The sequence below is a fragment of the Bacteroides sp. An269 genome, from assembly GCF_002159755.1.
In the GTDB taxonomy this organism is placed as follows: domain Bacteria; phylum Bacteroidota; class Bacteroidia; order Bacteroidales; family Bacteroidaceae; genus Phocaeicola; species Phocaeicola intestinalis.
Window position 1 is genome coordinate 1 of sequence record NZ_NFJG01000051.1, and the last position, 26,970, is coordinate 26,970.

At 47.3% G+C, this 26,970-nt stretch carries 18 protein-coding genes; 7 read left to right on the forward strand and 11 right to left on the reverse strand.

The window, feature by feature from the left end; translation table 11 throughout:
- The first annotated feature begins 332 nt into the window (after positions 1-332).
- The 5 genes from B5F71_RS10680 to B5F71_RS10700 all read left to right on the forward strand — a co-directional run bounded on the left by B5F71_RS10680 (position 333) and on the right by B5F71_RS10700 (position 4,915).
- A complete protein-coding gene (locus B5F71_RS10680; RefSeq protein WP_022038759.1) occupies positions 333-1,184 on the forward strand; it encodes a cytochrome c biogenesis protein ResB in 852 nt (283 codons plus the stop codon).
- Positions 1,178-1,957, forward strand: coding sequence for a cytochrome c biogenesis protein CcsA (gene ccsA, locus B5F71_RS10685; protein WP_087210062.1), 780 nt, complete (start codon positions 1,178-1,180; stop codon positions 1,955-1,957). Before B5F71_RS10680 ends, ccsA begins: the two co-directional genes overlap by 7 nt.
- Positions 1,958-2,059: 102 nt before the next feature.
- The gene (locus B5F71_RS10690) at positions 2,060-3,457 is read left to right on the forward strand and encodes a cytochrome c peroxidase (RefSeq protein ID WP_022038757.1); all 1,398 of its coding nucleotides are present in this window, start codon (positions 2,060-2,062) and stop codon (positions 3,455-3,457) included.
- A gap of 119 nt (positions 3,458-3,576) precedes the next feature.
- A complete protein-coding gene (locus B5F71_RS10695; RefSeq protein WP_087210064.1) occupies positions 3,577-4,035 on the forward strand; it encodes a hypothetical protein in 459 nt (152 codons plus the stop codon).
- 1 nt (position 4,036) lies between these two features.
- Complete coding sequence (locus tag B5F71_RS10700; protein WP_087210066.1) at positions 4,037-4,915, forward strand: DNA/RNA non-specific endonuclease; 879 nt, start codon at positions 4,037-4,039, stop codon at positions 4,913-4,915.
- Positions 4,916-5,158: 243 nt separating this feature from the next.
- On the opposite strand, the gene B5F71_RS10710 is transcribed toward B5F71_RS10700, so the two are convergent.
- The 9 genes from B5F71_RS10710 to B5F71_RS10750 all read right to left on the reverse strand — a co-directional run bounded on the left by B5F71_RS10710 (position 5,159) and on the right by B5F71_RS10750 (position 22,102).
- Entirely contained in the window at positions 5,159-7,036 is a 1,878-nt protein-coding gene (locus B5F71_RS10710; RefSeq protein ID WP_087210071.1) for a TlpA disulfide reductase family protein, read from the reverse strand.
- Between the two features lie 46 nt (positions 7,037-7,082).
- Positions 7,083-9,422, reverse strand: coding sequence for an FtsX-like permease family protein (locus B5F71_RS10715; protein ID WP_087210074.1), 2,340 nt, complete (start codon positions 9,420-9,422; stop codon positions 7,083-7,085).
- Positions 9,423-9,535: 113 nt separating this feature from the next.
- The gene (locus tag B5F71_RS10720; RefSeq protein ID WP_087210077.1) at positions 9,536-10,210 is read right to left on the reverse strand and encodes an ABC transporter ATP-binding protein; all 675 of its coding nucleotides are present in this window, start codon (positions 10,208-10,210) and stop codon (positions 9,536-9,538) included.
- 117 nt (positions 10,211-10,327) lie between these two features.
- Entirely contained in the window at positions 10,328-11,878 is a 1,551-nt protein-coding gene (locus B5F71_RS10725) for a TlpA disulfide reductase family protein (protein WP_087210079.1), read from the reverse strand.
- Positions 11,879-12,006: 128 nt separating this feature from the next.
- Positions 12,007-14,430, reverse strand: coding sequence for an FtsX-like permease family protein (locus tag B5F71_RS10730; RefSeq protein WP_087210082.1), 2,424 nt, complete (start codon positions 14,428-14,430; stop codon positions 12,007-12,009).
- Between the two features lie 117 nt (positions 14,431-14,547).
- Positions 14,548-16,875, reverse strand: a complete 2,328-nt coding sequence (locus tag B5F71_RS10735; RefSeq protein WP_087210084.1) for an FtsX-like permease family protein — start codon at positions 16,873-16,875, stop codon at positions 14,548-14,550.
- An 18-nt stretch (positions 16,876-16,893) separates the two neighbouring features.
- The gene (locus B5F71_RS10740; protein WP_087210086.1) at positions 16,894-19,266 is read right to left on the reverse strand and encodes an FtsX-like permease family protein; all 2,373 of its coding nucleotides are present in this window, start codon (positions 19,264-19,266) and stop codon (positions 16,894-16,896) included.
- 114 nt (positions 19,267-19,380) lie between these two features.
- Entirely contained in the window at positions 19,381-20,631 is a 1,251-nt protein-coding gene (locus tag B5F71_RS10745) for an HlyD family efflux transporter periplasmic adaptor subunit (RefSeq protein WP_087210089.1), read from the reverse strand.
- Positions 20,632-20,683: 52 nt separating this feature from the next.
- On the reverse strand, positions 20,684-22,102 hold the full coding sequence (locus tag B5F71_RS10750) for a TolC family protein (protein WP_239414152.1): 1,419 nt from the start codon (positions 22,100-22,102) through the stop codon (positions 20,684-20,686).
- Positions 22,103-22,328: 226 nt separating this feature from the next.
- Between B5F71_RS10750 and B5F71_RS10755 the strand changes: the two genes are divergently transcribed.
- Both B5F71_RS10755 and B5F71_RS10760 read left to right on the forward strand, forming a co-directional pair.
- Positions 22,329-23,696, forward strand: a complete 1,368-nt coding sequence (locus B5F71_RS10755; protein ID WP_087210094.1) for a sigma-54 dependent transcriptional regulator — start codon at positions 22,329-22,331, stop codon at positions 23,694-23,696.
- The gene (locus tag B5F71_RS10760; RefSeq protein ID WP_087210102.1) at positions 23,693-24,961 is read left to right on the forward strand and encodes a PAS domain-containing sensor histidine kinase; all 1,269 of its coding nucleotides are present in this window, start codon (positions 23,693-23,695) and stop codon (positions 24,959-24,961) included. Before B5F71_RS10755 ends, B5F71_RS10760 begins: the two co-directional genes overlap by 4 nt.
- On the opposite strand, the gene B5F71_RS10765 is transcribed toward B5F71_RS10760, so the two are convergent.
- Both B5F71_RS10765 and B5F71_RS10770 read right to left on the reverse strand, forming a co-directional pair.
- Positions 24,945-25,700 carry an EFR1 family ferrodoxin gene (locus B5F71_RS10765; protein ID WP_022038743.1) on the reverse strand — a complete coding sequence of 252 codons (756 nt, stop codon included), beginning with the start codon at positions 25,698-25,700 and terminating at the stop codon, positions 24,945-24,947. The genes B5F71_RS10760 and B5F71_RS10765 overlap by 17 nt on opposite strands.
- Positions 25,701-26,311: 611 nt before the next feature.
- On the reverse strand, positions 26,312-26,970 hold a 659-nt coding region (locus tag B5F71_RS10770; RefSeq protein ID WP_087210105.1), incomplete at its 5' end, for a group II intron maturase-specific domain-containing protein.

The window sequence follows — 26,970 nt, forward strand, 5'->3', positions numbered from 1 at the left end:
CGGATGACCCGAAGCCCGGCTTCCACCGCCTTCCTCCGCCCTTTCCGCTACGCTCCAAGGACGGAGGAAGGCGGTGGCGGAGTTGCACTTCTAACTTGACGGTGGGGAAAAATACTTCAAAATATACCTTAAACGACAGATTCTAAGAAACTGTCTATGCTTCCCGCGGTACTAATTGAGCATTTTGTATATGACACATGGTAGAGGGCATATCGCATCCGCCCCTACATGGGATATTGGCAGATATCCGTTAAAATAAATCATCGGCAAAGAAAGAACCTATTACATTAATATGTACTTTTGCATCGGAACAAATAAAGCCAGACGGATTTATGAAAAAAGCGACGTTATATCGATATTGGGGTACATACTTCGCCGTGGCACTCGGTTGCCAGCTGACATTCGGTAAATGCCAGATAGCATTCTTCGCCTTCCCTGTAAATGCCGCCCTCCTGCTATTGGGGGTGACAAGCCTGTGGATTCTTCACAAAGAAAAACCTCAGTCGGCTGGCTATCTGGTTTTATCAGCACCTGCCACCACATTCTTGTTATTGGGGATAACCTTTGTTTCATGCCTGCTGATGGGCTTCGGTACGTTACTGACCCCCGATTCATGGTGGACGGTATTCACCCTCATTGCCTTACTTGCCCACCTGCTCATCGTCATTTACCGGGGCATGTGCAGAAAACGGGCACACAAGCTGCGCTTTGCCTTGACCCACATCGGACTGCTACTTGCATTAGGAGGTGGAATGGCGGGAAGTGCCGACACACATGAATGGAGGATACTGGTCACCAAAGACCAACCGACCCGGCAAGCATTCGACAGACACGGAAAAAGCATCTTGCTGAAAGATTCCATGCAGTTGCAGACATTCGATATAGCCTATCATCCCGATGGAACCCCACAAAGCTACAACGCCCAAGTAATCATAGGAGACAAAAGTGCTACCTTGAAAGTAAATCACCCTTACACGCTTTCGTGGACGGACAATCTTTACCTGACAGATTACGAACACGTACCGGCAAACGAACAACCACATTATTGCGTGTTGCAACTGGTGAAAGAGCCTTGGAAGTATGCTTTATGGACAGGAATCTGGATGCTGATAGCTGGTTGCGTACTCTTATTTACACAAGGGATACCTGCCCTGCCAAAGAAAGGAGGTGATGAAACATGCTGACATGGGACGAATTTATCGGATTTGCCCTTAGTGCAACACTGCTATGGGTGGGAGGTGCCTTCGCGGCATTCCGTAGCACGGAATTCAGCAAGAAAGCTTTCGCCTTGACCTGTACCGGACTGTGTATCTATGCAGCCTTCATTATTTGCTTTTGGATTTCGTTGCAACGTCCGCCGCTCCGTACCCAAGGAGAAACCCGATTGTGGTATTCTTTCTTCCTGATGCTATGCGGCTTGCTTACCTACCGACGTTGGCACTACAGGTGGATACTTCCCCTTTCCACCCTACTCACCCTTGTATTCGTCATCATGAATCTGATGAACCCCGAACAGCACGACCGCTCACTGATGCCTGCCTTGCAAAGTTACTGGTTCGTGCCCCATGTAACAGTCTACATCTTTGCCTATGCCGTGTTCGGCTGTGCCTTCCTGCTTGCCCTGGCAGGTGTGATAAAACATACCGGCCGCTATCAACCCACCATCGACCGTCTGACATGTATCGGGCTGGCCTTCCTGACCTTCGGCATGCTAAGCGGTGCCCTATGGGCAAAAGAAGCATGGGGATATTTCTGGAGTTGGGACCCGAAAGAAACATGGGCCGCCGTCACATGGAGCATCTATCTGCTTTACCTTCACCTCCGTCTCTATGGCAAGCCCCGGCACCAGAAGTGGAACGTCCTGTTATTGGCAACCGGCTTCCTGTGCATGCAGATGTGTTGGTATGGTGTCAACTACCTGCCCTCGGCACAAAACAGTATGCACGTATATACTTGACAAAAGCATAACAGATTGCCAGCTGTGTCCCGTGAATAACAAAATAGTACCCTATAGGAAACAACCCATAAATATAAAAACTCAATAACATAAAAAAACGACATGAAAAAAAGTTCAATCATTGTTTTAACCGTGGTGGCGGTAATAGCCCTGCTCGCCGTCATCTACCGAGCTGTAAACAATGCTCCGTCTGCCAGTTTAACGGCAAACGAGCAAGTGGTTCAAGTGTTGACAGACGGCGGATGCGCCTCCTGCCATTCAATGGCACCGGATTTGCCTTTCTATGCCCACTTCCCTGTCATCAAGGGAATGATAAACAAGCATGTGCAAGAAGGTTATGCCACATTCGACATCCTGCCTTTCATGCGCACCATGAAAGACGAATCGGTACCCAATGAAGTAGACCTCAACAAAGTAGAGCAATGCATCATCGACGGTTCCATGCCGATGAAAGAGTATTACCTCGTACATTGGGGCTCGTCCATCACCCCTGAAAAGCGCGACCGGATGCTGGCAGCTATCAAAAGCATCCGTGCCAGGTATTTCCACAACCCGCTGGCAGCACCCGAATTTGTCAACGAACCCGTACGCCCTCTGCCCGACAGCATCGCTTATCATCCGCAAAAGGCAGCTTTAGGCAAACTGCTCTATCACGACACACGGCTCTCTGCCGATGGAACCGTTTCGTGTGCTACCTGTCACGGCCTGAACACCGCCGGAGTAGACAACAAACGCTACTCGGAAGGTATCAAAGGACAGCTGGGCGGAGTAAATGCCCCGACGGTATATAATGCCTGCTTCAATTTCGCACAGTTCTGGGACGGACGTGCTGAGACATTGGCAGAACAAGCCGGAGGACCTCCCTTGAACCCCGTAGAAATGGGATGCCAGTCATTCGATGAAATCGTAGCACGACTTTCCGAAGACAAAGCGTTCGTAAAAGACTTCATAAAGGTTTATCCCGAAGGACTGAGCCAAGCCACCATCACTGACGCCATCAGCGAATTCGAAAAAACGCTGGTAACACCCAATTCGGCTTTCGACCGCTATCTGAAAGGTGAAAAGTCTGCCATGACCGACGAACAGATAGCAGGCTATAACCTGTTCAAGCAATATAGCTGCGCCACATGCCATGCCGGTGCCAGCATGGGTGGGCTGAGTTATGAACTGATGGGACAACGCGCCAACTACTTTGAAGACCGGGAACTGACCCAAAAGTCGGGACTGACAGATGGAGACAACGGACGATGGGCACAAACCAAGGTAGAACGAGACCGATACCGCTTCAAGACACCAACCTTGCGCAACGTGGCACTGACCTATCCGTATTACCACGACGGAAGTGTAGAAACACTTAACCAGGCAATTACCATGATGGCAAAATACCAGGTAGGACAAGAACTATCGCCCGAAGAAGCACAAAAAATAGAAGCTTTCCTCAATGCACTGACCGGTGAATACGAAGGCAAGACATTGACCAACAGCAACATGAACAAGTAATTATAATTTATTTGTGCATTTTAATGACACACAGATAACGCAGACAGACATTTTTATGCTATCCGGGTAATCTGTGTGTCATGATGCATCAAAAAAATACACCACGCAAAAAAAGAATTATGGAACAACCTCAACTGAACGAACACAACAAGACGGAATATCCGCCCATGCACACGTGCGAACACATCGTAAACCGTACCATGGTCAACCTCTTCGGATGCGGCCGAGCCGTATCGGCGCACATTGAACGCAAGAAAAGCAAACTCGACTTTGCCTTGCCACAAGCCCCGACCGATGAAGAAATAACCCACATCGAAACAACCGTAAACGAAGTCATAGCCCGGCACCTGCCCATCACTACCGAATTCATCACCCAGCAAGAAGCCAAGGAACGATTCGACCTGAAACGCCTGCCCAAAGGAGCTTCGGACACCGTACGCATTGTGAAAGTGGGCGATTACGATGAATGCCTTTGCATCGGACTGCACGTAGCCAACACATCCGAAATAGGTATGTTCAAAATCATCAGCCACGACTATAAAGACGGCATCTTCCGGATGCGTTTCAAACTTCTGTAATATGGCAAAAAAACGTAAAAAACAAGCAGGAGGAGGACTGAAAGGCTTTATCCTGCTGGCAGCAATCATTATCGGAGCTCTTTACCTCTACCAGAACGATGGAAAAATATTCAGCTCCGAAACAATCAGAACACTGACGGATAAAGCAAGTGTCACAGAAAACACAAAGGCTAAAGCACCAGATGGCAGATACTCCTTACAACTGGAGATACCGAAAACCATCCGCCAGCGAGACGAAACCATCATCACCCATACCGGATATACCGTGTCTTACAACCATCATTATAAAACACCCAACTGGGTGGCATGGGAACTTACGCGTCAGGAAACGACGGGAGAAGAAGGACGCACCAATCAGTTCCTGCCCGACCCCAGTCTGCCTGAACCTCGCGTGGAGGCCTCCGACTACACCCATTCGGGCTACGACCGCGGACACATGGCCCCGGCAGCCGACATGAAATGGAGCAAACAGGCAATGAAAGAATCGTTCTACATGAGCAACATCTGCCCGCAAAACCGGAAACTGAACCGTGACGACTGGGGAGACCTGGAAGAGAAATGCCGCGAATGGGCCAAGAAATATGGAAGAGTCTACATAGCCTGCGGTCCGATTTATGACAAGGTCTCGCCCAAACGAATCGGAAAGCATCAGGTGGCTGTACCCGACCGTTTCTTTAAAGTCGTGCTCATCTACAACCGGAAAAACCCCATTGCCATGGGCTTCCTGTTCGAAAACAAAGCACATCACCAGAATCTGAAAAACTATATGGTCAAGGTAGACCAGGTAGAAGAAGAAACCGGACTGGATTTCTTTTCCAAAGTGCCCGACGAAGTGGAGAACCGCATCGAAAGCATCGTGCCCGAAGGCATTGCTTTCTAATGGCATTTTGCTTTCACCACAGATTGCACAGAAAATAAGTGACAATGCTGCATGCTGCCAGTAAGCTGGGTTGAAAAACGAAGATATCTCCGAAAGCAGTTTCATATATACTGAAACTGCAAACGAATATATACTTCATCGGCAAATGAAGTATATATTCGTTTCTTAACAAGTATCTACCGGTACTTTGCGGAACTCCCTTTACATCATTTTCCGCCAGATACAACTCTTTACACCGATTTATTATTCAGACTGGCTTTTCTCTGCCAATGTCTTGCACAACAAATCGTGGTCGCGCAAATCGTTACGTAAACGGTACGATCCGTCTTTATCCACCAATACGTACGAAGGAATGCCGTCTATCTTGAACTTTTTGGCGAGATACTCCCACTGCTTATCGTTCAGGCGGAAATGCTTGCCTTTGATATCAGGAATCATGGTCTTGTATTTTACAATGGGCGATGTCTCGTTGGCAATGTAAATCCATACCAAGTCATCGCTCTTCAGTTCCGTATCTTTCAGCGGCTCGGTAGCCTTGATAGCCGCACGGCAGGGACCGCACCACGTATTCCAAAAATCTACCAACACCACCTTGCCCTTATAGGGAGATACAATGGCATCGAACAACTTCTCAACCGGTACATCGGGAGTCCGCTCAACAACCGCCTTATCCTTTACAGCTTCTAATTGGGCTAACGTCTCTTGCTGCATCGCTCTCAATGCATCCGCATAAAACGGATTGTCTTCCGCACCGAATACTTTCATATCGGCTTCGGTCAACGTCCCAGCCTGTGCTTTCCCGACAAGCGGAATAAACTTCCGTAACGAAGGTACCAGTCCGGTCTGAATGCCGGCAGCTTTTATCCAAGCTTCATCCGCATACGCCACACTACCGATATAATCAGAGCTTCGTGCCCCCATTAACAGTTGCGGGTCGTTTATATCGAATAACTTGGTAAGCCCTAAGATGCATTCAGGCTTCATCGGGTCGATTCCTTTCACGGGATTCCGCCTGTCCCAGTCGTTATGCAAGTAGCGGTAATTGAACTCACGTCCCCGGTCTCCATCCATCATAGCCACAACTGCTTCGCCTTTCAAGGACAACAGCATCCATTCTTTCATCAAAGATGGCAGGCTATCCGACGCAATGCTATCCGACAACTCCTTATACCGATTTACCACATACGTTTCATACGCTTCCGCACTCATCTTGTAATCCCCAAACTTGCCGCTATACAGATTCATTGACCATGCGGGCCAATCCGTCCGGCTATTAACCAGGTTATTAAGATTGGCATACGTGCCATCTGCATACAATGTCCGGAACGACTGTATTTCCGAACCTTTTCGACTGGCAACGATACGTTGGCCACTGAACCGCTGGTCTATATACACCGTGACATGTTCGCCGGGAGCAAGCAATACCGAACCAGCCATCGGGAACAAAGCCTCAGCCAGACCATATTGGCTAAATTTGAATGTCACCACTCCGGTTACCGAATCAATGGCTGCCGTATATTCCTCTTGCCCGCCTGTCAAAGTGTTGACATACATAGCCTGTTCCTTTCCCAGTTCTTTCCGGTGATGAAGCAAATGGACTTCAACCGTCGTTTCCCCACTCTTAAAGACAGGTGCAGGCATGGTTGCATTCCCGTCTATCTGCAAAGCTTCGGCAGGAATGCCTTCAGGAGTATCATAACTCTTCTTCCCGGTCAGGTCTATGCCAAACAGCTTAAAGCAGTCGGCACAATCCGATTCGATGAAGTCGAAAGACTTTGTCCGTTTGGGCAACGGCTGGAAAGAAAGTACAAACGAAGCCTCTCCCGACTCAGGCATCCAGAAGAGCGAATCGGGTGTAATACCTTGTGCATCAGTCAAAGCATAGTTTTTACCTTCTGCCCGCAGATAAGTTTTCGAATCGATGCGAATCCAATAATGCGGCCGGAAATACGCATCCACATGCAACACCGTAGCGGTGTCGGTCAGTTCTACTTTCGCGATATCAAGTGTCATGCTGTTGGCACTCTCAATCAGTGGGTTCTCTACGACTTTAGGTCCTGTCTGGCAAGCCGCCAGCATCAAGGCTGATAAAGCCGATGCAACAAATGTACTGTTTTTCATAAGCTGTTTTTATTGAATAATGTAACAAATATACGCATAAAATCGGTTATTCCCGCTTGATGACTTCAGCAGGATTCATTTTCGCAACCTTATAACCGATTAGCCACACGGTAAGGAAGGTGATTCCAGCCGTAATTGCCAGCGGCATCACGAAATGTGAAATGGAGATGGGAACATAATAACGAAAATGCTCCAGCCACGGCAGCATGCAAGCATACACCAAAGGCACGGCTATCAGGAAGGCAATTGCCACCCCCGCTACATACGAGCAAGATAATATCCATTGTATTTGTCCCAAAGAAGCTCCATGTATCTTCCGCAAGGCTATTTCACGTTGACGCAGACGGACGGTATAACGCACCAAACTGAACAAACCAGAAAAAGTCAGCAACAAACTGATTGCCGCATACAAAGACAGGATATCCGTCAACATCACGACATCCCGATTGGCTTCTTCCAATATACCTCCTATATCCTGATATACAAACGTCCGGTCGGGATAAACCTCTTCCCATTTCCGTCTCAACTGTTTCAAGACTTCCGCTTTCCTGCCCTCCTCTACCCTTACCGAAAGTGTTTGCACATCGGCAGACGATACATCGTTCAGGCTGATAAACAACGGCCAAACCGATTCGGATAACGACCTTTTCCTGAAATCACGCACTACCCCTACGATAGTCCGGTTATCGAACAACGGTTCATCGGGAAGGTATTTGGACACCTGTTCACCAATCGGATTGATGCCATCAGGAACAAACTTCTTCACAAATGTTTCGTTCACCACAACGGGATAGGCGGTAGCAGGAAGCAAACGAGCGGTCTGTTCCGAGTCTATTAGTTCCAGCCGATAAAAGTCCAAAAAGTCTTTCCGGCACGAAACCATATCTATCCAAACAATGTCTTCCGGATTTCCCGATTTTCCGATAATGGCCATTGATTCTTCAAAAAGCCCTGTTTCGGACAAGGTCACCTCCTTTACTCCTTGCCAATGCCTTGCTTCTTCCATCCACGCAGAAACAGGAGGTCCCCAATCCTTTTCTACATACACATCAATTACTCCCTCAAACCGCAGGTTGTCTTTCTTTATCAGTTCCAACTGGCTATGGATAATCAAAAACACACTGAATAAAACCAAGGTCACGACAAACTGTCCTCCCTGAAAGCAAGACACCAGCAAACGTCTTATCTTACCCTGATAGAACCAACGATACTCGCTTTCGGTAAGCGACTGCAACTTCCGGCTGATGAAAAAGGCAGGAATCCCCGCAAGGACAATACCTCCCAACAACAACCAAGGCAATACTTGATAAGACAGTATGTACCCCATCGTCAACTCGACATCCATCAACCGGTTGAACAAAGGCAACAGGTCATTCATCAGCAAAAAAGAACAAATGAACGCCAGCCCAATCATCAGGCACGTATCTAAAAACAACTGGCGATAAATGTCTTTCCGCGACGCACCGGCAAAAACCTCAATATGCAACATACGCATCCGGTCCAACAAACGGGTAAGCCCTAAATTGAGGTAATTAAAACAAGCGACTAACAATACAAGCAATGCCACGACTCCTCCAATAACCAGAATGACAAGCGAACGATGCCGCAAAACAAGGTCCTGCACACTGGTATCAAAATAAGACTCGTGTAAAGTTTGTGTATCCAAATGACCTTTACCCAATACCGTAGGAAGAAGAGTTTCCGCAAACTTCTGCCGGAATTTATCCAAGTCCGTCCCTTCACGCAACTTGATGAAACAAGCTTCTCCGTCATCAGAACCTGCCGACAGACTCAAAGCACCTACAGACAATAAAGCCTGCGCCGGATTGCGGAACACCACCTTCACAACCATCGGACGAACATCTCCGTCAACAGTCATGGCAAGGGATTCTCCCAAGCAATCCGATGAGCCAAATATCCGCAACGCCGTCTTTTCTTCCAAAGCAATCGCATCCGGTTGTACTTGTACTTCTTGCCAACTGCCTTGCACCGCCTCCAAAGGAAAGAAGTCAAGAAACGTTGAATCTGCCAGCATAAACCGTTCTATTGAAAACGTCTCATCCCGATATACAACCGAAACTTTACTACGTTTCGACACACGGGTAGAAGTTTCTATTTCGGGAAAAGCAGACACGATTTGCGGCACATCCGGTCCATATATAAAAGTAGTCGCTGCCTGCTCTCCCATTGACACCTGTTGAGTCAGGCGTAAGATACGTTCTCCGTCAGGAATCACTTTATCGGCACGATACTCATGCAATACAAAAGCTCCCAACAAAGAAACGCACAAGATGCCAATGACCAAACTGCCCCATTCTACCACAGTAAACAACTTGTTGCGCCACCAGCCTCGTACAATCAACCGCAATAACTGATAATAAGACATAAGAATCAACTAATCAATTGAACTCAAATTCCTGCAGATTAACACAAACTTTCACCCATATTCAAATTCTGCGAAAATCTGCGTTAATCTGCGTTTTTAACCAACATATACCATCACAACGCCACTTCCGTCACCACCTGACCGTCGAACAGACGGATAATACGTCCGGCATAACCGGCATCGTGTTGCGAGTGGGTCACCATCACGATGGTGGTGCCTTCCTTATTCAAGTCGGTCAACAGGCTCATCACTTCCTTTCCGTTCTTCGAATCCAGGTTACCGGTCGGCTCGTCGGCAAGTATCATCTTCGGATTGGAAACTACCGCACGGGCTATCGCCACACGCTGCTGCTGCCCTCCTGAAAGCTGTTGCGGGAAATGTTTCGAACGGTGGGCTATCGCCATCCTTTCCATAGCTTCCTCCACCTTCCGCTTACGTTCGGAAGCCGGAACACCCATGTAAAGCAAAGGCAATTCGATGTTCTCGTACACATTCAGTTCATCTATCAAGTTGAAACTCTGAAATACAAAACCGATGATTCCCTTGCGAATGGACGTGCGCTGCGCTTCGGTGTACTTCGACACTTCCTTCCCGTTCAAGTAATACTCACCTCCCGTAGGATTGTCGAGCAACCCCAAGATGTTCAGCAACGTAGACTTGCCGCATCCCGAAGGACCCATAATGGCTACAAACTCGCCTTCTTTCACTTCTATACTCACATTGTTCAATGCCCAGGTCTCCACCTCGTCGGTGCGGAAAACCTTTTGTAAATTGTTTGTCTTTATCATATTCTTTCTATTTTTTTGTTGACAAAGTGACAAGGTTTTTTAGATAGCTTTGGTATTCTAAACCTTGTCAACTTGTTTCCTTGTTACCTTGTCAACTTTTTCCCTTATTACCTATAATTATTTTCTCAACCGAATCCCTTTGATTTGCCACGAATCTGCCCCATCGCCTTCCGTAAAATCGAAGGTACGGGTGCCTGCCGGAAGTGGGGCGAAATATAGCGTAAACGTTACCTCTCCGCTTTCGGGCATAAAGAACCGCTCACCCAAGGGAAAACCTTCCGAACGGAGTACCGGACACGATGTCCCGTCATCTGCCACCAAATGGGTTTCCTTGCTCAACCGAATCCAATACTTGGGGATATAATAAGCATGTATGCGGACAATGGTTGCGGTATCAGTCCGTTCCACTTGCGTTATCTGCAAGGCATCGGTATTCGAACTTCCATACACAGGGTAGTCTACCGTCGGATTGCCTTCGTGTGTGCCGTAGACCGTTTGAGGCAGCGGACGCATACACCGGCGGAGCTGCACCTTCAACAAACCCAGACCATATCCTGTCCAACTCTTCAAGATGTGTCCGTCGGGAGCTATCAGCACGAAATGCGGAATGCCGTTCACTCCATAACGGGCAGAAATACCGTTCCGCCCTTGCAGGTCGTTCCAGTTATTCCATGCCAACGGATGGTCTTTTACCGAAGCTCTCCATCCTTTTTCAGTCTCCACACTCAAGCTGACCACTTCCAAGCTATCTTTATGCAGCTCGCTGATTTCTTTCAATTCCGGTTGCGACTGGATGCAGGGACCGCATCCCCTGCTCCAGAAATCGAGCAAGATATATTTCCCACGGAACTCACTCAAATGATGCACCTTGCCTTGCAGGTCGTACAGATCACCGTCAACCGCCATCTCTCCATCATTCACCACAACCGGCGGATAAAGTGCCGTATAGACCGACTTCCCTTCCTCGGTATTCTTCCATTCATCCGGCAAACTTTCGTAAAGTGCTTTCACCTCATCACGATGCAAGAACTTTTTATCATACTTCAGCAACATCCCTAATCCGTTCAAGCTGTTCATCCATACCTTATTTACCGCCGTCTGCTTCATCAGACGGATATTGTTCGCCATGACACACCGTTGCAAGCTGTCTTGCTCATCTTGCATCTGTTTTAACTTAGCGATTATCGACTCCCGTTGCTCTCCCGAAGCGTTTTGCAAAGTCAGGCTCAAAGTGACAGCTTCCATCGTAGATTGTTGAAAAGCATCCAGTTCCTTTTTAGACGCTTCAATCAACTGCTGTTGAAACTGCTGACATTCCGCTCCCCCTTCCACACTCCACGTGCGGAGTAATGCATTCTCACCTTTCACTTTCAAATGCGTATCCGGCCCGATCCACAAGCTAAGCCAGACAGGAGGCAGTTTTCCATAGTCTTTTGCCATCACGTCGTACTCTTCCACTTCATTGCTTGTAGTCATGCCTTCGAAGAAAAAGCGACCGTTCCGCAATGTATCTACCGCTACTTCCGTACCTACTCCTCCTTCGTCTTTATACAACCCCAACACAGTTCCTTCGTCTACCCCCGACAAAGTACCTTCAATTGTAAATCTTCCTTGTGCCTGTGCCGCCAATGTTCCGGCAAGCATACAGGCTAAAAACAGTTTTCTCATGTTCGTTATTATTTTAATTAAATATTTCAGTTAATAAGGTGACGAGTTGACAAGGTGACAAGGTTTTTAGATAGCGTTGGTACTCTAAACCTAGTTTCCTTGTCACCTAGTTTCCTTGTCACCTAGTTTCATTCCTTCTTTATCATTTCTGCCGGATTAATGCGGGCAATGCGCACAATGCGAGACACAACCGTAAAGGCTGTGACCGCAGCCACAAACAGAAACACAGTTACCCAAAACCAAACTCCGTAGCGAAAAAAAATGCGATACATCTGTTCCCAATACTCCATAAATCCATAAAGCAGCGGAAAAGCCAACAAAGCCGTCGCCCCACCTATCCCAATGTAAGTACGGGCAAAAAGCCACATAATCTGCCCCACGCTTGCCCCATGCACCTTGCGGATGGCGACCTCTTTACTGCGGCTTTCCGTATCAATGGTAATAGCTGCGTAAACACCTAAAAGCGTAAGGGTCACGCATACCACTGCGAGAAAGAAGATGATGCCTTTCAGTGTATTTTCTATCCCCTGTTTCGCCTCGATGTCACCCTGAAAAGTAGAGATACGCGGCTCTACCGTATGGGGTAAGGCTTGATGCAACAATCCGTCAACCTGCGTGCGCACTTCATCTGCCTTTCCGGCATAGCACTTCAGGTAACAATGCCCCACATACTGACGGAAATCCACCAGCTGGAAAACATACCCTTTCTCAGCAAACGTTCCTCCGTAGGCATTGGTCACAAAAGGACTGCTTATCCCTGCTACTTTATATCCCTCGTCGTAATATCCATAAAGTGTAGCACCCAAAGGCTCCATCCGGTGCTTCGTGCGCAATTCCTGCCCGAAAACCTGATCGATTACCAGTTCATTCTCTGTATTGGGAACCTTGCCTTGCAAGACAGGAATGTGCATGAACCGGAAAAAGTTATGAGGCACACTAAGAATATTGACCGGAGTTTCCTCCTTATCGCGCCGGGAATCCGGCTGGATATAGAACACATTGCCGGAGGCACCCTGTGTATAATCAACGTCTGACAACAGGCAATCTTCCACCCCCGCACATTGTTTCATGCGCTCTATCAAGGCAAGCTTTTCCGCCTGCTTCATAAACGGGTAATCCAAGGGGATGCTCAATATCCTGCTTTTCTCCTGACGGGTCAACGTACCGAAGAGTGCCGATGTGGTTTTATCTGCCTGCAGATAGAGTGCGAAAGACAAGGTGACAAATATCCAGCAAATGAAATACTGGATGGCAAGCATGATGTTGCGCACCCGATGCTTGCCCCGTCCGATACTTATGCCGCGGATGCCTGTCTGGATATTTATCCGACGTGTACGTGCCACAGTAAACAGGCATACGCCCAAGCTGCCTGCCAGCACCAACAACAGATATTGGGCACACTGGTATTGCAATACCGGACCATCAATGCTAAGTTCGAACTCCATCATGTCGATGTGCAATACGGGTGCCAACAACTCTATCAAGACAAAGACCAACAGGAAAGCTATCAGCACCGTCAGTGCCGCCTGAACAAATAATTGCCCCAACAGATGTGCGCTGCCTCCCCCGAATACGCGCCGGAGACTGTACTCGCCGCTACGCGCCAGAAAAGTCCCCACTTGGAAATAAAAGAAATTGAGCAACCCCACCAAAAGCACCAGACTCCCGATAATGCCGGCAATCCACACGATATACATCGTACCACCGTACTTCCAATAGGCATAACCTAAAGGACGGACATGCACATCGAACTCCCTGTCAAACATCTGCAAACCCAATCCCTTGGTGCGAAGGTCTGCTTCCAGTTTCTTCCGGCTATCTTTCCCTCCTTTCAGCAATACATAACCCATACCTCCCGTCACGTCCTTTCCCTTCCATTGCAGCCTCCCATCGCTATCATTCAACACCAGCATGGCGAGAGGCTGCATATACGTAAAACTATTATTGGAAGGAATGTCTGCCATCACCGCCTGCACGGTATAGCCGATGCCACTGTTCGCACCCGCAAAGGCGAACCTCGACGTGGTGCACAAACGCTTTCCGATGGCATCCTGCAAGCGGTTTCCATAGATACGCCGCGCCAAGGTTTCCGACAAGATGACCGCATTGGGCGTATGCACGGCAGCTTGCCACGAACCCGCCAGCACATCCACACCGAATACTTGACGGAAACACGTATCTACTTCCATACATAGCATCGGGTCGAACGGCAACATCTCGTCGGGCTTCACTTCTATCTCAAACGAACGATAGCCTGGATTCCCCAGGTATGTAAAGGCTTCTGCTTCCATCCCGTTCAGGATACGCAACTTATCTATCAGTTCCGGAGGCACTCCAGCCAAATCTTTCGCTCCTTGGGGTTCCTTCATCGCAATTTCGCCAATACGCTCTTTCTGAGGGAAGCATTGGTCGGTTGCCCACATCAGCCGACATACATACAGGCAAATGCTGAAGCACAACAAACATACCGCCAGCCCCACGATGCAAATCGCGCTCTGCGTCTTATACTTCCACAGGTTACGCCAAGCAATTTTCAAGTAATGCTGTATCATATTTTTTTTAGTTTCAGTTGACAAGGTGACGAGTTGACAAGTTGACAAGGTTTTTAGATAGCTTTGGTATTCTAAACCTAGTTATCTTGTCAACTCGTTTCCTCGTTACCTTAAAAATCAATTCATTTCCTTTATTACTTCCGCCGGATTCTGCCGCACGGCTTCCCATACGCGCGAGCCGATGCTCAGGCAAACCACCAACGCCATACCTATATAAATAAGGAGGAAAAGCCATACGCTGATTTCGGTCTGCTCGACATACTGCTCCAGCCAATGCTTCATCAGTATGTAGCCGATGAGGAAAGCCACAAGAGCCGCCAATGTCAACAACAGAAAGTATTCCTTCACAAAAATAAGCAATATATCGCTTACCGTAGCTCCGTTTATCTTGCGGACTGCTATTTCTTTCCGCCGCTGCCGGCAAGCAAGTGTCACCAACGAGTAAATGCCAAACAAGGAAACTACCATGCACACCACAGATACGAAGACCAGCAATTTCAGCAACAAATATTCCGATTGAAGATACCGGTCGTATGCTTCTTCAATATCGGTTAAACGATACCTTACATCGGGATAGTCTTCTGCCATCATCCGGTCAACATACGCTTGCAATTCCTCTCCCTTTCCTTCGTGATATCTTACCGCCAGACAATCTCCACTATAAACCACTCGGATCCCATCGATTTCCGCTTCATGGGCTTCTCCCGTAAGAGCTATCGGATTGACCGGAACGGTAGGAGCCGTTGTATGAAAATCTTTCACAATTCCTGTTACCGTACACCATTTATTTGTCATATGTACAGACTTTCCCACTATCTTGTGTATGCCCAATGCTCTCACTGCACTTTCATTGAGTACTATTTCATTAGCACCCGCTTTCGGATAATCACCTTCCTGCAATTTCAAGCCATAAAAACGCATGAAAGTTTCGCCTTCGGGGATAAATTCTATATTTACCGAAGCATCCGAATCCTGTTTCCCTTCCCAATCATCTATTGAAGAAGCCATACGCATCTGGGCATGAAACAATCCCAAATGACCCTTCAATAAAACTTGCGTATATGACAACTGCCCTACACGCTTGGCTATTTGCTCAAAATCATCTTGCGGATACATATAATCGAACACAGCCAGATTTTTCCGTTCCCAACCTATATCGGCATGACGCAAATGAATGACTTGCTTGAGCAACACGCTTACACAACATATAAACAGCATGCTGACCAGCAATTGGAAAAAGACACTTGCCTTGCGGAATACGTCCAACCTGCGGATATATCCCCGTTCCCTGTAACGGATGAACGGGAACAAACATAAAGCCGAAACCAACAATATCCCCATAAAATAAGCCAACGAAGAAGCGTAAACGCCTCCAGTCACTCCCGATACATTCCGAAAAAGAGGAAGAAGAAGTTCGATTAACACCATTCCGACCAATCCGGCAAATACGATTACCAGCAAATATTCGGTCATGAACAACAGAAACAATCGCATACGGGAAGAACCGCACGCCTTACGAAGTTCTATTTCACGCTCACGCATCCGCATACGGCTCACGAACAACATCAGGTAATTGAACAACGAACTCAGAATGACCAGCAACCCTACCCCGGCAAACAACACCAGATAATTGAAGCGGATAGTACGTTCTTCATTGAACGAAGCATAATGATACCTACTCAAAGGGATGAAACGGCACCCTTCCAAGACGGCTTTCCCTTGCTTCTCCGTAAGCCGCCCTACATAACGGTCGAACTTCTGTTGGAATGCTTCCAGACTTACCCCCTCACGCAATTTTATGACAACCATACAAACGTTGTATGCACACTGGTCGTGCCAAACAGGGTCTATATGATTGTACCAATACGAAAACGGGAAACTGGTATGCTCACCCGATCCCTCCACAACGGCACATACCGAAAGCTCCATCCGCTCATTCAGCTTTACTTTTCTGCCCAGTACATCTGTAGAACCGAACAATTGCATGGCGCACTCTTCGGTCAAGGCTATCTTGTCTTTTACCGACAGGAAATCGTAATTTCCTTTCAATACCGAAAGCCCGAACAGGTTCATAAAACAGGAGTCTGCCTGCAAATCGCCTCCTTCTATCTTACGCCCATTTTCTCCAACCAATATTCCTTTTGCTCCCCAAGAAAACGCACACGTAGCCTCTACATCCGGCATATCGCGCTTCAGCCAAGTTGATACAGGATAAGGCAGGCCAATGCTATATCCCGATTTACTCAATATATCTTTCTTATAAACCAGATACATCCGGTCCGCCCCTTCGTAGGACGAATCATACGTCGTTTCGTAATGTATCCACAAAGCGGACAGGGCGAAGCAGACAAAGCCTACCGCCAGCCCCACGATGCAAATCGCGCTCTGCGTCTTATACTTCCACAGGTTACGCCAAGCAATTTTCAAGTAATGTATAATCATCATTCTTAATTCTTAATTTAATCACTCCGCCTTCATCACATCCGCCGGATTGATACGGGCTGCCTTGTTTACTTGCCACCAAAGTGTGCCCAAAGAAATCACTGCAACCAACAGCAAGGCAACAACGAATATCCACGGACTTAGCGGAGCCTTCAATACAAAATCTTCGGTATATTTGTAGAGTATCACCCAAGCTAATGGAACAGCCACAACAAACGATACCAACAAAACTTTCAAGTATCTGCCACCCAGCAGCCAATAAAGGTCGCGCAGCGTTGCACCGTTCACCTTGCGAATAGCAATTTCTCGATATCGCCTGCGGATATCGAAAAGCGAAATACCGAACAGCCCCATGCACGACACCACGATGGCGATAAAGGCGAATACCGAATAGACCGTAGCTATCTTGCGGTCGTGGGCATACTGCTCTTCCACCACATCCGCCAGCCAGGCATGGTCGAACTCTTCAGTCCCATAAATTTCCTTCACCGTGCGGCGCAGGTAGGCAAGCAGCTCTTTTTCCTTGCCCGGCTGCACGGCGATGGAAATCTTACCACTTTCGTATCCTCCACTTATGATATAAACAATGGGCTGTACGCCACCGGTCAACTTACCGAAATAACAATCGGCTATTACCGCTACGACGGGCATCAATTCCAATCCACCCTTTTTTACACTACCATCAGCTCCAAAAAACATCCATATAGGAGACTCAGCCCTGATAAACGCTTCTTCCCTATCGGCATAACCAAATATTTTCATAGCTTCCTCGTTCAATGCTATCTCGCTATGAGTTACGTCATGTATCTCATCCGGCAAAGTGCCATCAAGTACCTTCAATCCGTAAAAATTAAAAAAAGCGGCAGGAACAAACAATGCCTTCACCGATACCTTCTTATCCTTCTCATTGAAAAAGTTCACTTGAAATTCGGAAGTGATTTCATCAAACGAACTGCATATCCACGAATCAATATACGGACATTCGTCCAATGCTTTCCGAATCCTTTCGATACGTTCGTTACGTGTTTTCCTCTGCTCGTCCGTATATCTATTATTCCAGTTTTCTTTCTGCAAATCAGCTTCTAATATCCTTTCCGTACGGAACCCCGGAGGCGTATTGATAAGGAAATCGAAATGACGGCTGAAATAAACCGACAAGACCACAAGTACCACCGTAAAGACATACTGGACACCCAGCAACACCGCACGTGAAGCTACGGAATAACGTACTAACACATTGCGCATGGAAATAACAGGCGAACGATAACCATACTTGATGTAAGGATAAACCGAAGTGAGCAAAGGCAAGACTATCAGAATGCCTAACGACAACCAGCCGTCGAATGGTGTATAATCAATCTGCTCGCCCAACAAACGCTCTACCGGAACCGACGTAACCTCTATCAGCACCCATGCCACGAAGAGCGAGGCAAAGACCAGCACGAAGTTTTCCAGCCAGATTTCCACAAATAGTGAAGAACGCCCCAGTCCCAACACCTTCTTGATGCCATATTCGCGTGAACGCTTCATCAGCATCACCATATAGAGGTTGATAAAATTCAGGATGCCTACCGCCAACAACAAGACTATCACTCCTGATAAAATCAGCAAGTAAGACCTGTCGCCGTGGTTCATCAATGATTTTTCCGCAATAATGGAAGGGTCGAAATAAAACTGTTTCCAAGGAATAAACCGGTAACGCATAGGACCGGAATATTTCGTATCGCGATAAACACCACTCACTTTGTTTATTGCATCCAAATCAATGCCAGGCAATACACGGACCATTTCAATATTCATCCGGTTCCAATCCTGCAAACCACTGGAAACCAACACATCGAATCGCCAAACAGTTTTATTGGAAGGGCTATCCACCACTCCTTGCACGACTACAGATATGCCATCATAAACCAGCACTTTCCCAAGAGGATTCTCCCGTCCGAACAGTTGTTCTGCAAACTTGCGGGTAAGGATAGCTACATGATCTCCCTGCATCGTAGCAGTTCCCATCACTACCGGATAAGTGAAGAAACGGAAGAAAGTAGAATCTACTGCCAATATATCGGCATTGTAAGTGCGGTTCTCATACAAAATATTCGTACGCTCATTAGGAACAACCAGACAACGCTCTATCACCTGTTCATCGGCAAGATAAACCGAGTCCATATACATTCTGGCACTGGGACACCAATTGCTATAAACGTCTGCCAGCGGCAGCACCACCGTTTCCGGATGAATACAATTAGCGTCCACCGTAAGTTCGCGGTGGATGTAGCGCAGCAAGATGATGCTGCAAGCCAGGCTGAACGCCAGTCCCAGCAAGTTAATTATCGTGTACGAACGGGCACGCGTCAAAAAGCGTACCGCCATTCTCAAATAATAAAGTGTTATCATAAGCTATTTCGTTTGTTTTTTTCACCACAGATTACACAGATTAGATAAATTATTATCTGTATAGTTCATGATGAATAATTAATTTTTTAATCTGTGTTATCTGTGGTGAAACCATCATCTCAGTATTAATTCTTCCGCATCGCCAAAGTTATCATATCCTGTGGTAATAACCCAATCTCCGGGCTGCAAACCTTCAGTTATTTCATATTGGCGAGGATTCTGCCTACTGATAGTGATGGGCACCTTCACCGCCTTGGTGCGGTCGGCGTTCAGCTTGAATATCCAGTTGCCTCCCGTCTGCTGGTAGAAATTGCCACGCGGAATCACGATTGCCTTTTCGGGTTGCCCCAGCTCGATTTGCACCCGGTAACTCTTCCCAAGGCGCACATTGTCGGGCATCTCCCCGGTAAACACCAAATCCACATCGAAGGTACGCTCTTTCACCTCGGGCACCACCTTGGTTACCCGGAGCGGATAACGTTTACCTTGATAAGTGACCGAAGCGGGCAAACCGGTGGTGACACGGTCGATGTAATACTCGCTTAATGCCGTGCGTATCTTGAACTGGTCCATTACCTTCACTTCGGCGATATTCTCACCCGAACTCACCTGCTGTCCGGGCGTGACCTTCACAAAACTCAACTGCCCATCGGCAGGCGCACATACTACAAGGTTATCCCTCCGCTGTAACGAACGCTCCCATTTCTTCCGCTCCCGCTCACGGTCGTTGCGGAGCAGTTCCTTGCGGATAACCGTCATCGCCGAATCGCTTTGCAGGCTTTGCAGCTTCAAGCGGGTCGACTCGGTCTTATACCGGTATTCATCTGCCGACACCTCCAGTTGCGCCTTGCTGCGGATACCCATCTTGTACTCTTCTTCTTCCAAGGCATAGCTTTTACTGATTTTGTTCAACTCATAACTTGCCTCCAGTGTCTGTTGCTTCAGTGTCAAGGTCTTCTGCTCCATCTCCAACGCCTTCTCTTCGTAAGAGATGCGTTGCTTTTCCCATTCATCCCGTTGGTCTTCGATATCGCGTATCAAGTCGGGGTTGACCAGTGTCAGGATGGTATCGCCGCGCCTCAGCAGACTTCCTTCTTCCGCTACGATACGGTCTACATTACCCGCCTCGCGGGTATTGACCATCAGGGTAAGGATGGGATGCACCACGCCTTCCACATCGACGTACTCCAAAAACTCATCGTCTTTCACTTCCGCCAGTTGCACCGATTCGGTATCTATCCGCAACTTGCGCGGACCGGAGGCAAGCACCGCTACATAAACCAATCCTGCCGTCAAAGCGATACCAGCCGCTATGCGGTAACGGTAGCGCACGTACCAAGGTTTCTTTTCCAGTTTTATATCCATTTCTTTAGTTAATAATTAACAGTTAAGATAGTCGGGTTCTTACCACAGATTTTTATATTTCAGGCAAATTATCCGCAAGCGGACAATTGCGTTCGAAATCGTATTGCGTCATGCTGCGCAAACCATAATAAAGCGTCCAATAGGTTTTCAATGCCTCAATGTGATTGCGGCGTGCCGTATCTTTTTCGGTGGTCGCTGCATTCAGGTCGAGGATGGTAGACTTTCCCATCAGATACAAGCGAAGAGCCACTTCGTAACGCCTGCGTGCCGTTTCATCGGTACGTGCCGCCACTTGTACCTGCCGCGCCTGCAGGTTGAACTGCCTCACCATTTTCCGCACGTTCAGTTCAAAATCGGTCAATCCCTGCTCTACTTGCGTATCAACCAGCTCGATATTCGATTTCGCTACCCGTACCTGACCTTTGCCACGTCCCCAGTCAAGAATAGGAATCACTACCGACAGACTGACGTATTGCTGGTCAAGTGGATTACGATAAGACGCCCGCAAATTATCTGCTGTCTGCGAAAGCCCGAATTGCACATACAGGTCGGCTTTCAATCCGCGGTTGGCACGGGCAGAAGCCAACCGGCTACGGCTTTCCAACTTCAGCCGCTGATACATTTCGATGTCGGGACTATGGGCAAAAGCTTTTTCCAAGGCTTGGTCAAGTGGTACTTCGAAAGCCGTCACGCTATCTGCCGGGAATACTTCTATCGGCTCGTCTTCCCGGATACCTAAAAAAGAGCGAAAAGTCAACATCGCATCTTCCACTTCAATACTAGCCTGCATCATATTAGTCTCTTCGGTCAACTTGTTCACTTCCAGCTGTAACATCTCGTTTTCGGTAATATTACCTATATTATATCGTCCGCGTGCATAACGGTAAAGTGTGTCTGCCGAAGCATAATTGGCACGGGCGATATCCAGATTGGCCTGTGCCGTGGCAAGGTCGAAAAACAATTCGCAAGCCCTCGAAGCTATCAGCTCCAGTGTTTCGGCGTACGACTTTCTGGCTTCACGGAAACGTACCGGTTCGATACGACGGTCCCACTTCAGTGAATTGTATCCGAAAAGCGACTGCTGATAACCAATCGTGACAGGCTGAGTATTGTATGCTTCGGTATGGTCACCGAATTCATCCATACGCTGTGCCGACGTCTGCAAAAACAAATTACCTCCCGTAAACCATATATTCTGACTGACCGACAGGCTTACATCTGTGCTCAACTGATTTTGCCGAAGAAACTGTTCCGTACCATCAGGTTGGGTCACACGGTTGATTTGGCGGTTGAGGTAAGGTGTAGAAGTAAGACTGACTTCCGGCAAATAATTGGCACGGAAAGAACGGTAGCTCCAATAGGCAGCACGATAAGTATGCTGTGCCGCCTGCGCTTCCGGCGAATGTGCCTGCGCCATCCGGATAGCATCGTCCAGACTTAAACGCTCGGCTTCTGCTCCTGTCCATCCCATAACCAATAAGCAAAATATTCCTATCAATCGTTTCATATTACTGCACAAAATGATTCTGAAAATAACAATCAAAATCCATGCCACAAACATAAGCATCTATCTATCAACAAATTTACCAATCATCACCTCGGCAAACCCTGTGCGGAAGCACACATATTTTGTGCGAAAGCGCACATACAGCACAAGCTGAAAATGCGTATCTTTGCAGAGAAGCAAACTAAAGACTATGGAACCCAAAGGTAAAATACTGATTATCGATGACAACGAAGACGTGCTGTTCGCACTGAACCTGCTCCTGGAACCTTATACAGAAAAAATAAAGGTAACCACCCAGACAGCACGCATCGGGCATTTCATGACCACTTTCCAACCGGATGTTATCTTGCTGGATATGAACTTCCGCCGCGATGCCATCAGCGGACAAGAAGGATTCGACTGCCTGGAACAGATTTTGCGCATAGACCCGCAAGCGGTGGTAGTCTTTATGACAGCCTATGCCGATACCGACAAAGCAGTAAGAGCCATCAAGGCAGGAGCCACCGATTTCATTTCAAAGCCATGGGAAAAGGAAAAGCTGCTTGCCACGCTTTCTTCCGCTCTCAAGCTCAGCCAGTCACGCAAAGAAGTAGGCAGGTTGCAAGAACAGGTGCTTGCCCTGAAAGGAAATGATGATTTGCCGGAACTAATCGGAAATTCACCAGCCATGCAAAAGGTAAAAGAAACCATTTTCAAGCTCTCGGATACCGATGCCAACATCCTGATATTGGGTGAAAACGGTACGGGCAAAGACCTGGTAGCACGAATGCTGAAACACTTTTCCCCCCGGCAAGAGGCAGCATTCGTCACTATTGACTTAGGAAGCATCCCCGAACAACTGTTCGAAAGCGAACTCTTCGGTTACGAAAAAGGTGCATTTACCGATGCACGGAAATCTAAACCCGGGCGGATGGAGATAGCTTCGGGAGGCACACTCTTTTTGGACGAAATCGGTAATCTGTCACTCCCCATGCAGGCACGGCTGTTGACCGCCATCGAAAAGAAACGCATCACACGGCTGGGTGCCATCGAACCCATTCAGATAGATGTACGGTTGATTTGCGCCACCAATGCCGATCTGCACAAAAGGGTAACAGAAGGCAGTTTCCGCCAAGACCTGTTGTATCGCATCAATACCATCGAGCTGCGCATTCCCCCACTGCGGGAAAGAGGCGAAGACATCTTGCTGCTGGCAGAACACTTCCTGACCAAATACAACCGGAAGTACCACAAAGAAGCCAAAGGACTGACCCGGGAAGCCAAGAACAAGTTATTGAAATACAATTGGCCCGGCAATGTACGCGAACTGCAACATACACTGGAACGGGCTGTCATCCTCAGCGAAAACAACCTGTTACGCCCCAATGACTTCTTCTTTCCACATACTACGGCAGGAAACGATAACGAAAACATACCGGAACTGAATCTGGAAAAGCTGGAGCGCAAAGCCATCGAACAGGCGCTGAAGGCCAGTGGCGGAAACATGAGCCGTGCGGCGGAACTGTTGGGCATTACCCGCTTCACGCTTTATCGGAAACTGGAAAAACTTGGATTATGAAAAACTATACTTATTCTTTAGCCGTACACGTAGGCAGCATTACCCTATTTGCCATAGCTGGCGCATTTGCTGTAACACAGCACCTGTGGTTCTGCGCCACAGCCTGTATAGTTCTGCTCACCGGTATATGCATCAGTCTCTACCGAACACAAAACCGACAAATCCGCATGATGCAACGGATTGTAGAATGTATGAAAAACAATGACTTGTCTCAACTGATGTGTGCACCGTTCAACAATCCTACGATGCAACAACTGGCAACCGATATGTCGACCGCCCTTAAGAATATCCGCACACACCTGAACGAAGAAGAGACCAAACATCTGTACTACGAAAATCTGTTGAACCAGGTAGATACAGCGGTCATTGTCTGCCATTCGGACGGAAGAATTGAATGGATGAATAAACCGGCACAGCAACTGTTGGGCAACCGTAACAAACTACCCCAAGAAATACTTTCGGCTATCCGTAGCAGACAAGCCGTGGTCCAACTGCCCCATTCTGTTGTACCGACAGAGCTTTCGGTATCTGCCACTCACATCCAACTGAAAGGAAAAGCCTACTGGCTGGTAAGCCTGAAGAATATACATACAGCACTGGAACATACCGAAATGGAAGCCTGGCAAAAACTTATCCGGGTATTGACCCATGAAATCATGAACTCCATCACTCCCATAATCTCACTGGCTGACACCTTGAACGAACGCTGCCAGACATACTCACCCACCTCGACAGACACCCTGATGCAACAAGGACTGCAAATTATCCAACGAAGAAGTAAAGGCTTACTGGAATTTGTAGAAAACTACCGAAAACTGACCAAAATCGCTCCGCCGGTAAAAAACAATATCCGGGTAAATGATTTCTTTGAAGACTTGAAACAACTGTTTGCCGACACGCGCATCACATTCCATTGCCCTGATTGCGAAACACCTTGGAAAGCCGACCGCGGACAAATGGAACAAGTATTCATCAACCTTATCAAAAATGCGCAGGAGGCTTGCTGCGACAACCCGTCAGCACACATCAACATATATGCACACGTAGACGATGAAAAATGGAAGTTCATCATTTCCGACAATGGAGAAGGTATGCTTCCCGAAGTAACAGAACGCATCTTCGTCCCTTTCTTTACCACCAAACCGGGAGGTTCTGGCATCGGGCTGGCATTGTGCAAACAAATCATCGTATTACATCGGGGCCAGATAGCCGTTGCTTCGGAACCTGACAAAGGCAGTGAATTTACACTTACCTTTCCAATGTAAACTGCCCTTTATGTTTTGTCATACGGCCGTACTCGATGGCATGCTTGGGACAATGGTGATAACAGGAAAGACACATCGCACAATTCTGTCCCCACACCGGATGTTTTTTTTCTAACCGAACATTGTGTAAGGGGCAGGCTGTAACACATTTTCCACATGATATGCAAGCATCTGTCACATGAAAACTTTTGGCAGAAGTCATGAACCGATTGAACAAAGGACGAATCAAATAAGACTTGATCCATGGAAACCTGCCTTCCTTACAATCTACCTTATCCGCACGCGCGGCAACATAGCGGGCTATATCTTCTATCCTGCCCACTGCCTCACGAAGTTTCTTCTGTTCTTTATCTTTAGGGTCTACGTCAAATCCCGGCAAACAGACATACGTTTCAGGCATAATCACCGAAAAACCAGCAGGGCTGGTCCAACCTTTCTCCTGCACGGCACGTGCGAAAATATCGGCAGTCTTACCCGTATCATCGCCACAAGTACAGACAAAATACACATAAGAAGGAATTTTATTGGCGCGCACCTTCGAAAGGAAACCACTTACCAGTGCGGGAGGTCCCCATGCATACACAGGAAAAACAAATCCTAATGCCTCCTCTTCCTCTAAATCCAATAACAGTTCGTCACCCCATATATCCAACAGAGCATAAACACGTTCATCCAATAACTTTCCTAATAAGTTTGCAACCCAACGGGAATTGCCCGTTCCTGAAAAATAAAGCAACATAACAATTAATAATTGACAATTATACTTCTTGCGAAATGCCACACAATCCATACAGCGGCATGATATAAACAAAAAAACGAAGAACCTTGCCTGTTTGTTTACAGTGACTAACAAGATTCTTCGTTTTCCTAAAAAAGAAGAGCCGTACCCGAGGCGTGACGAAACTCCGATAGACAGGATTTGAGTGCCCACCTCCTTTGTAATCCACCGGCATAAATGCTACCCGAAGGCGTGGCCCGCCATTGGAGGATGAAGCGTAGTCTCGGTATTTCATATTATTTGATGAGTTTCCCGATTCTGCAAGTACGGCTCCATTTTTGTATGACAAATATAATGCTTTTATCTGAGTCTGCCAAATAAATCCATTATTTATTTACTATTATTCGATTTACGAGGTACGATTTAATCTATTCCAGTAAAAACGTCACATTATGACACCTCTACTACATATTAATACATCCAGAACTTCGTCTCTATTTATTTCTCAGCGTCTCTGTGCCTCTATGTCCAATCGAGTAGGAGGTAAACACTAATCATAGGTGTTTATCTCCTATTTTCATGTTTACCGACCTCTCACACCACCGTACGTGCCGTTCGGCATACGGCGGTTCCTATTTTGGGTACCATTCGAGATACGAGCCCATTAAGGTAGGATAACCTGCCTTTCGCAGGCTGTCCTTATTTATCGCCACCTTCAATATAGGACTATCAGCAATACGCCAATAACCTTTGCGGGTGTTACCCCATTCACATGCCTTGTATTTTCCAATACCACATTTAACGAGGTTTGCCACCTTGGTCTTGGGGGTCTTCCAAGCTTTCCATATACACATGCGTATTCTCCGTCTTAACCACTCATCAGTATCAAGAAGAAAACGTTTCATATCGGCTAGGTGATAGTATCCAATCCATCCACGGATGTACTCCTTCAGTTTCTGTTTCCTCTTGACGTATCCCCATCCGTTGCTACGATTCGTCAGTTCTTTAAGTCTTGATTTCATCTTGGATTTGGACTTCGGATGTACTGTGAGGCGGCATTTGCCTTTCATTACATAAAAGGAGTAGCCGAGATACTTAACTCCTTGGACATACGACACTACAGTCTTTTCCTTGTTGACTTTGAGATATAGAGTTCCCTCTATAAATCGGGTTATGGACTCTTTGACTCTTCTTGCCGCCCTTTTGGACTTACAGAATATCATCGAGTCATCGGCATAGCGAACAAAAGGAAGCCCTCTGCGTTCGAGTTCCTTGTCCAACTCATTAAGCA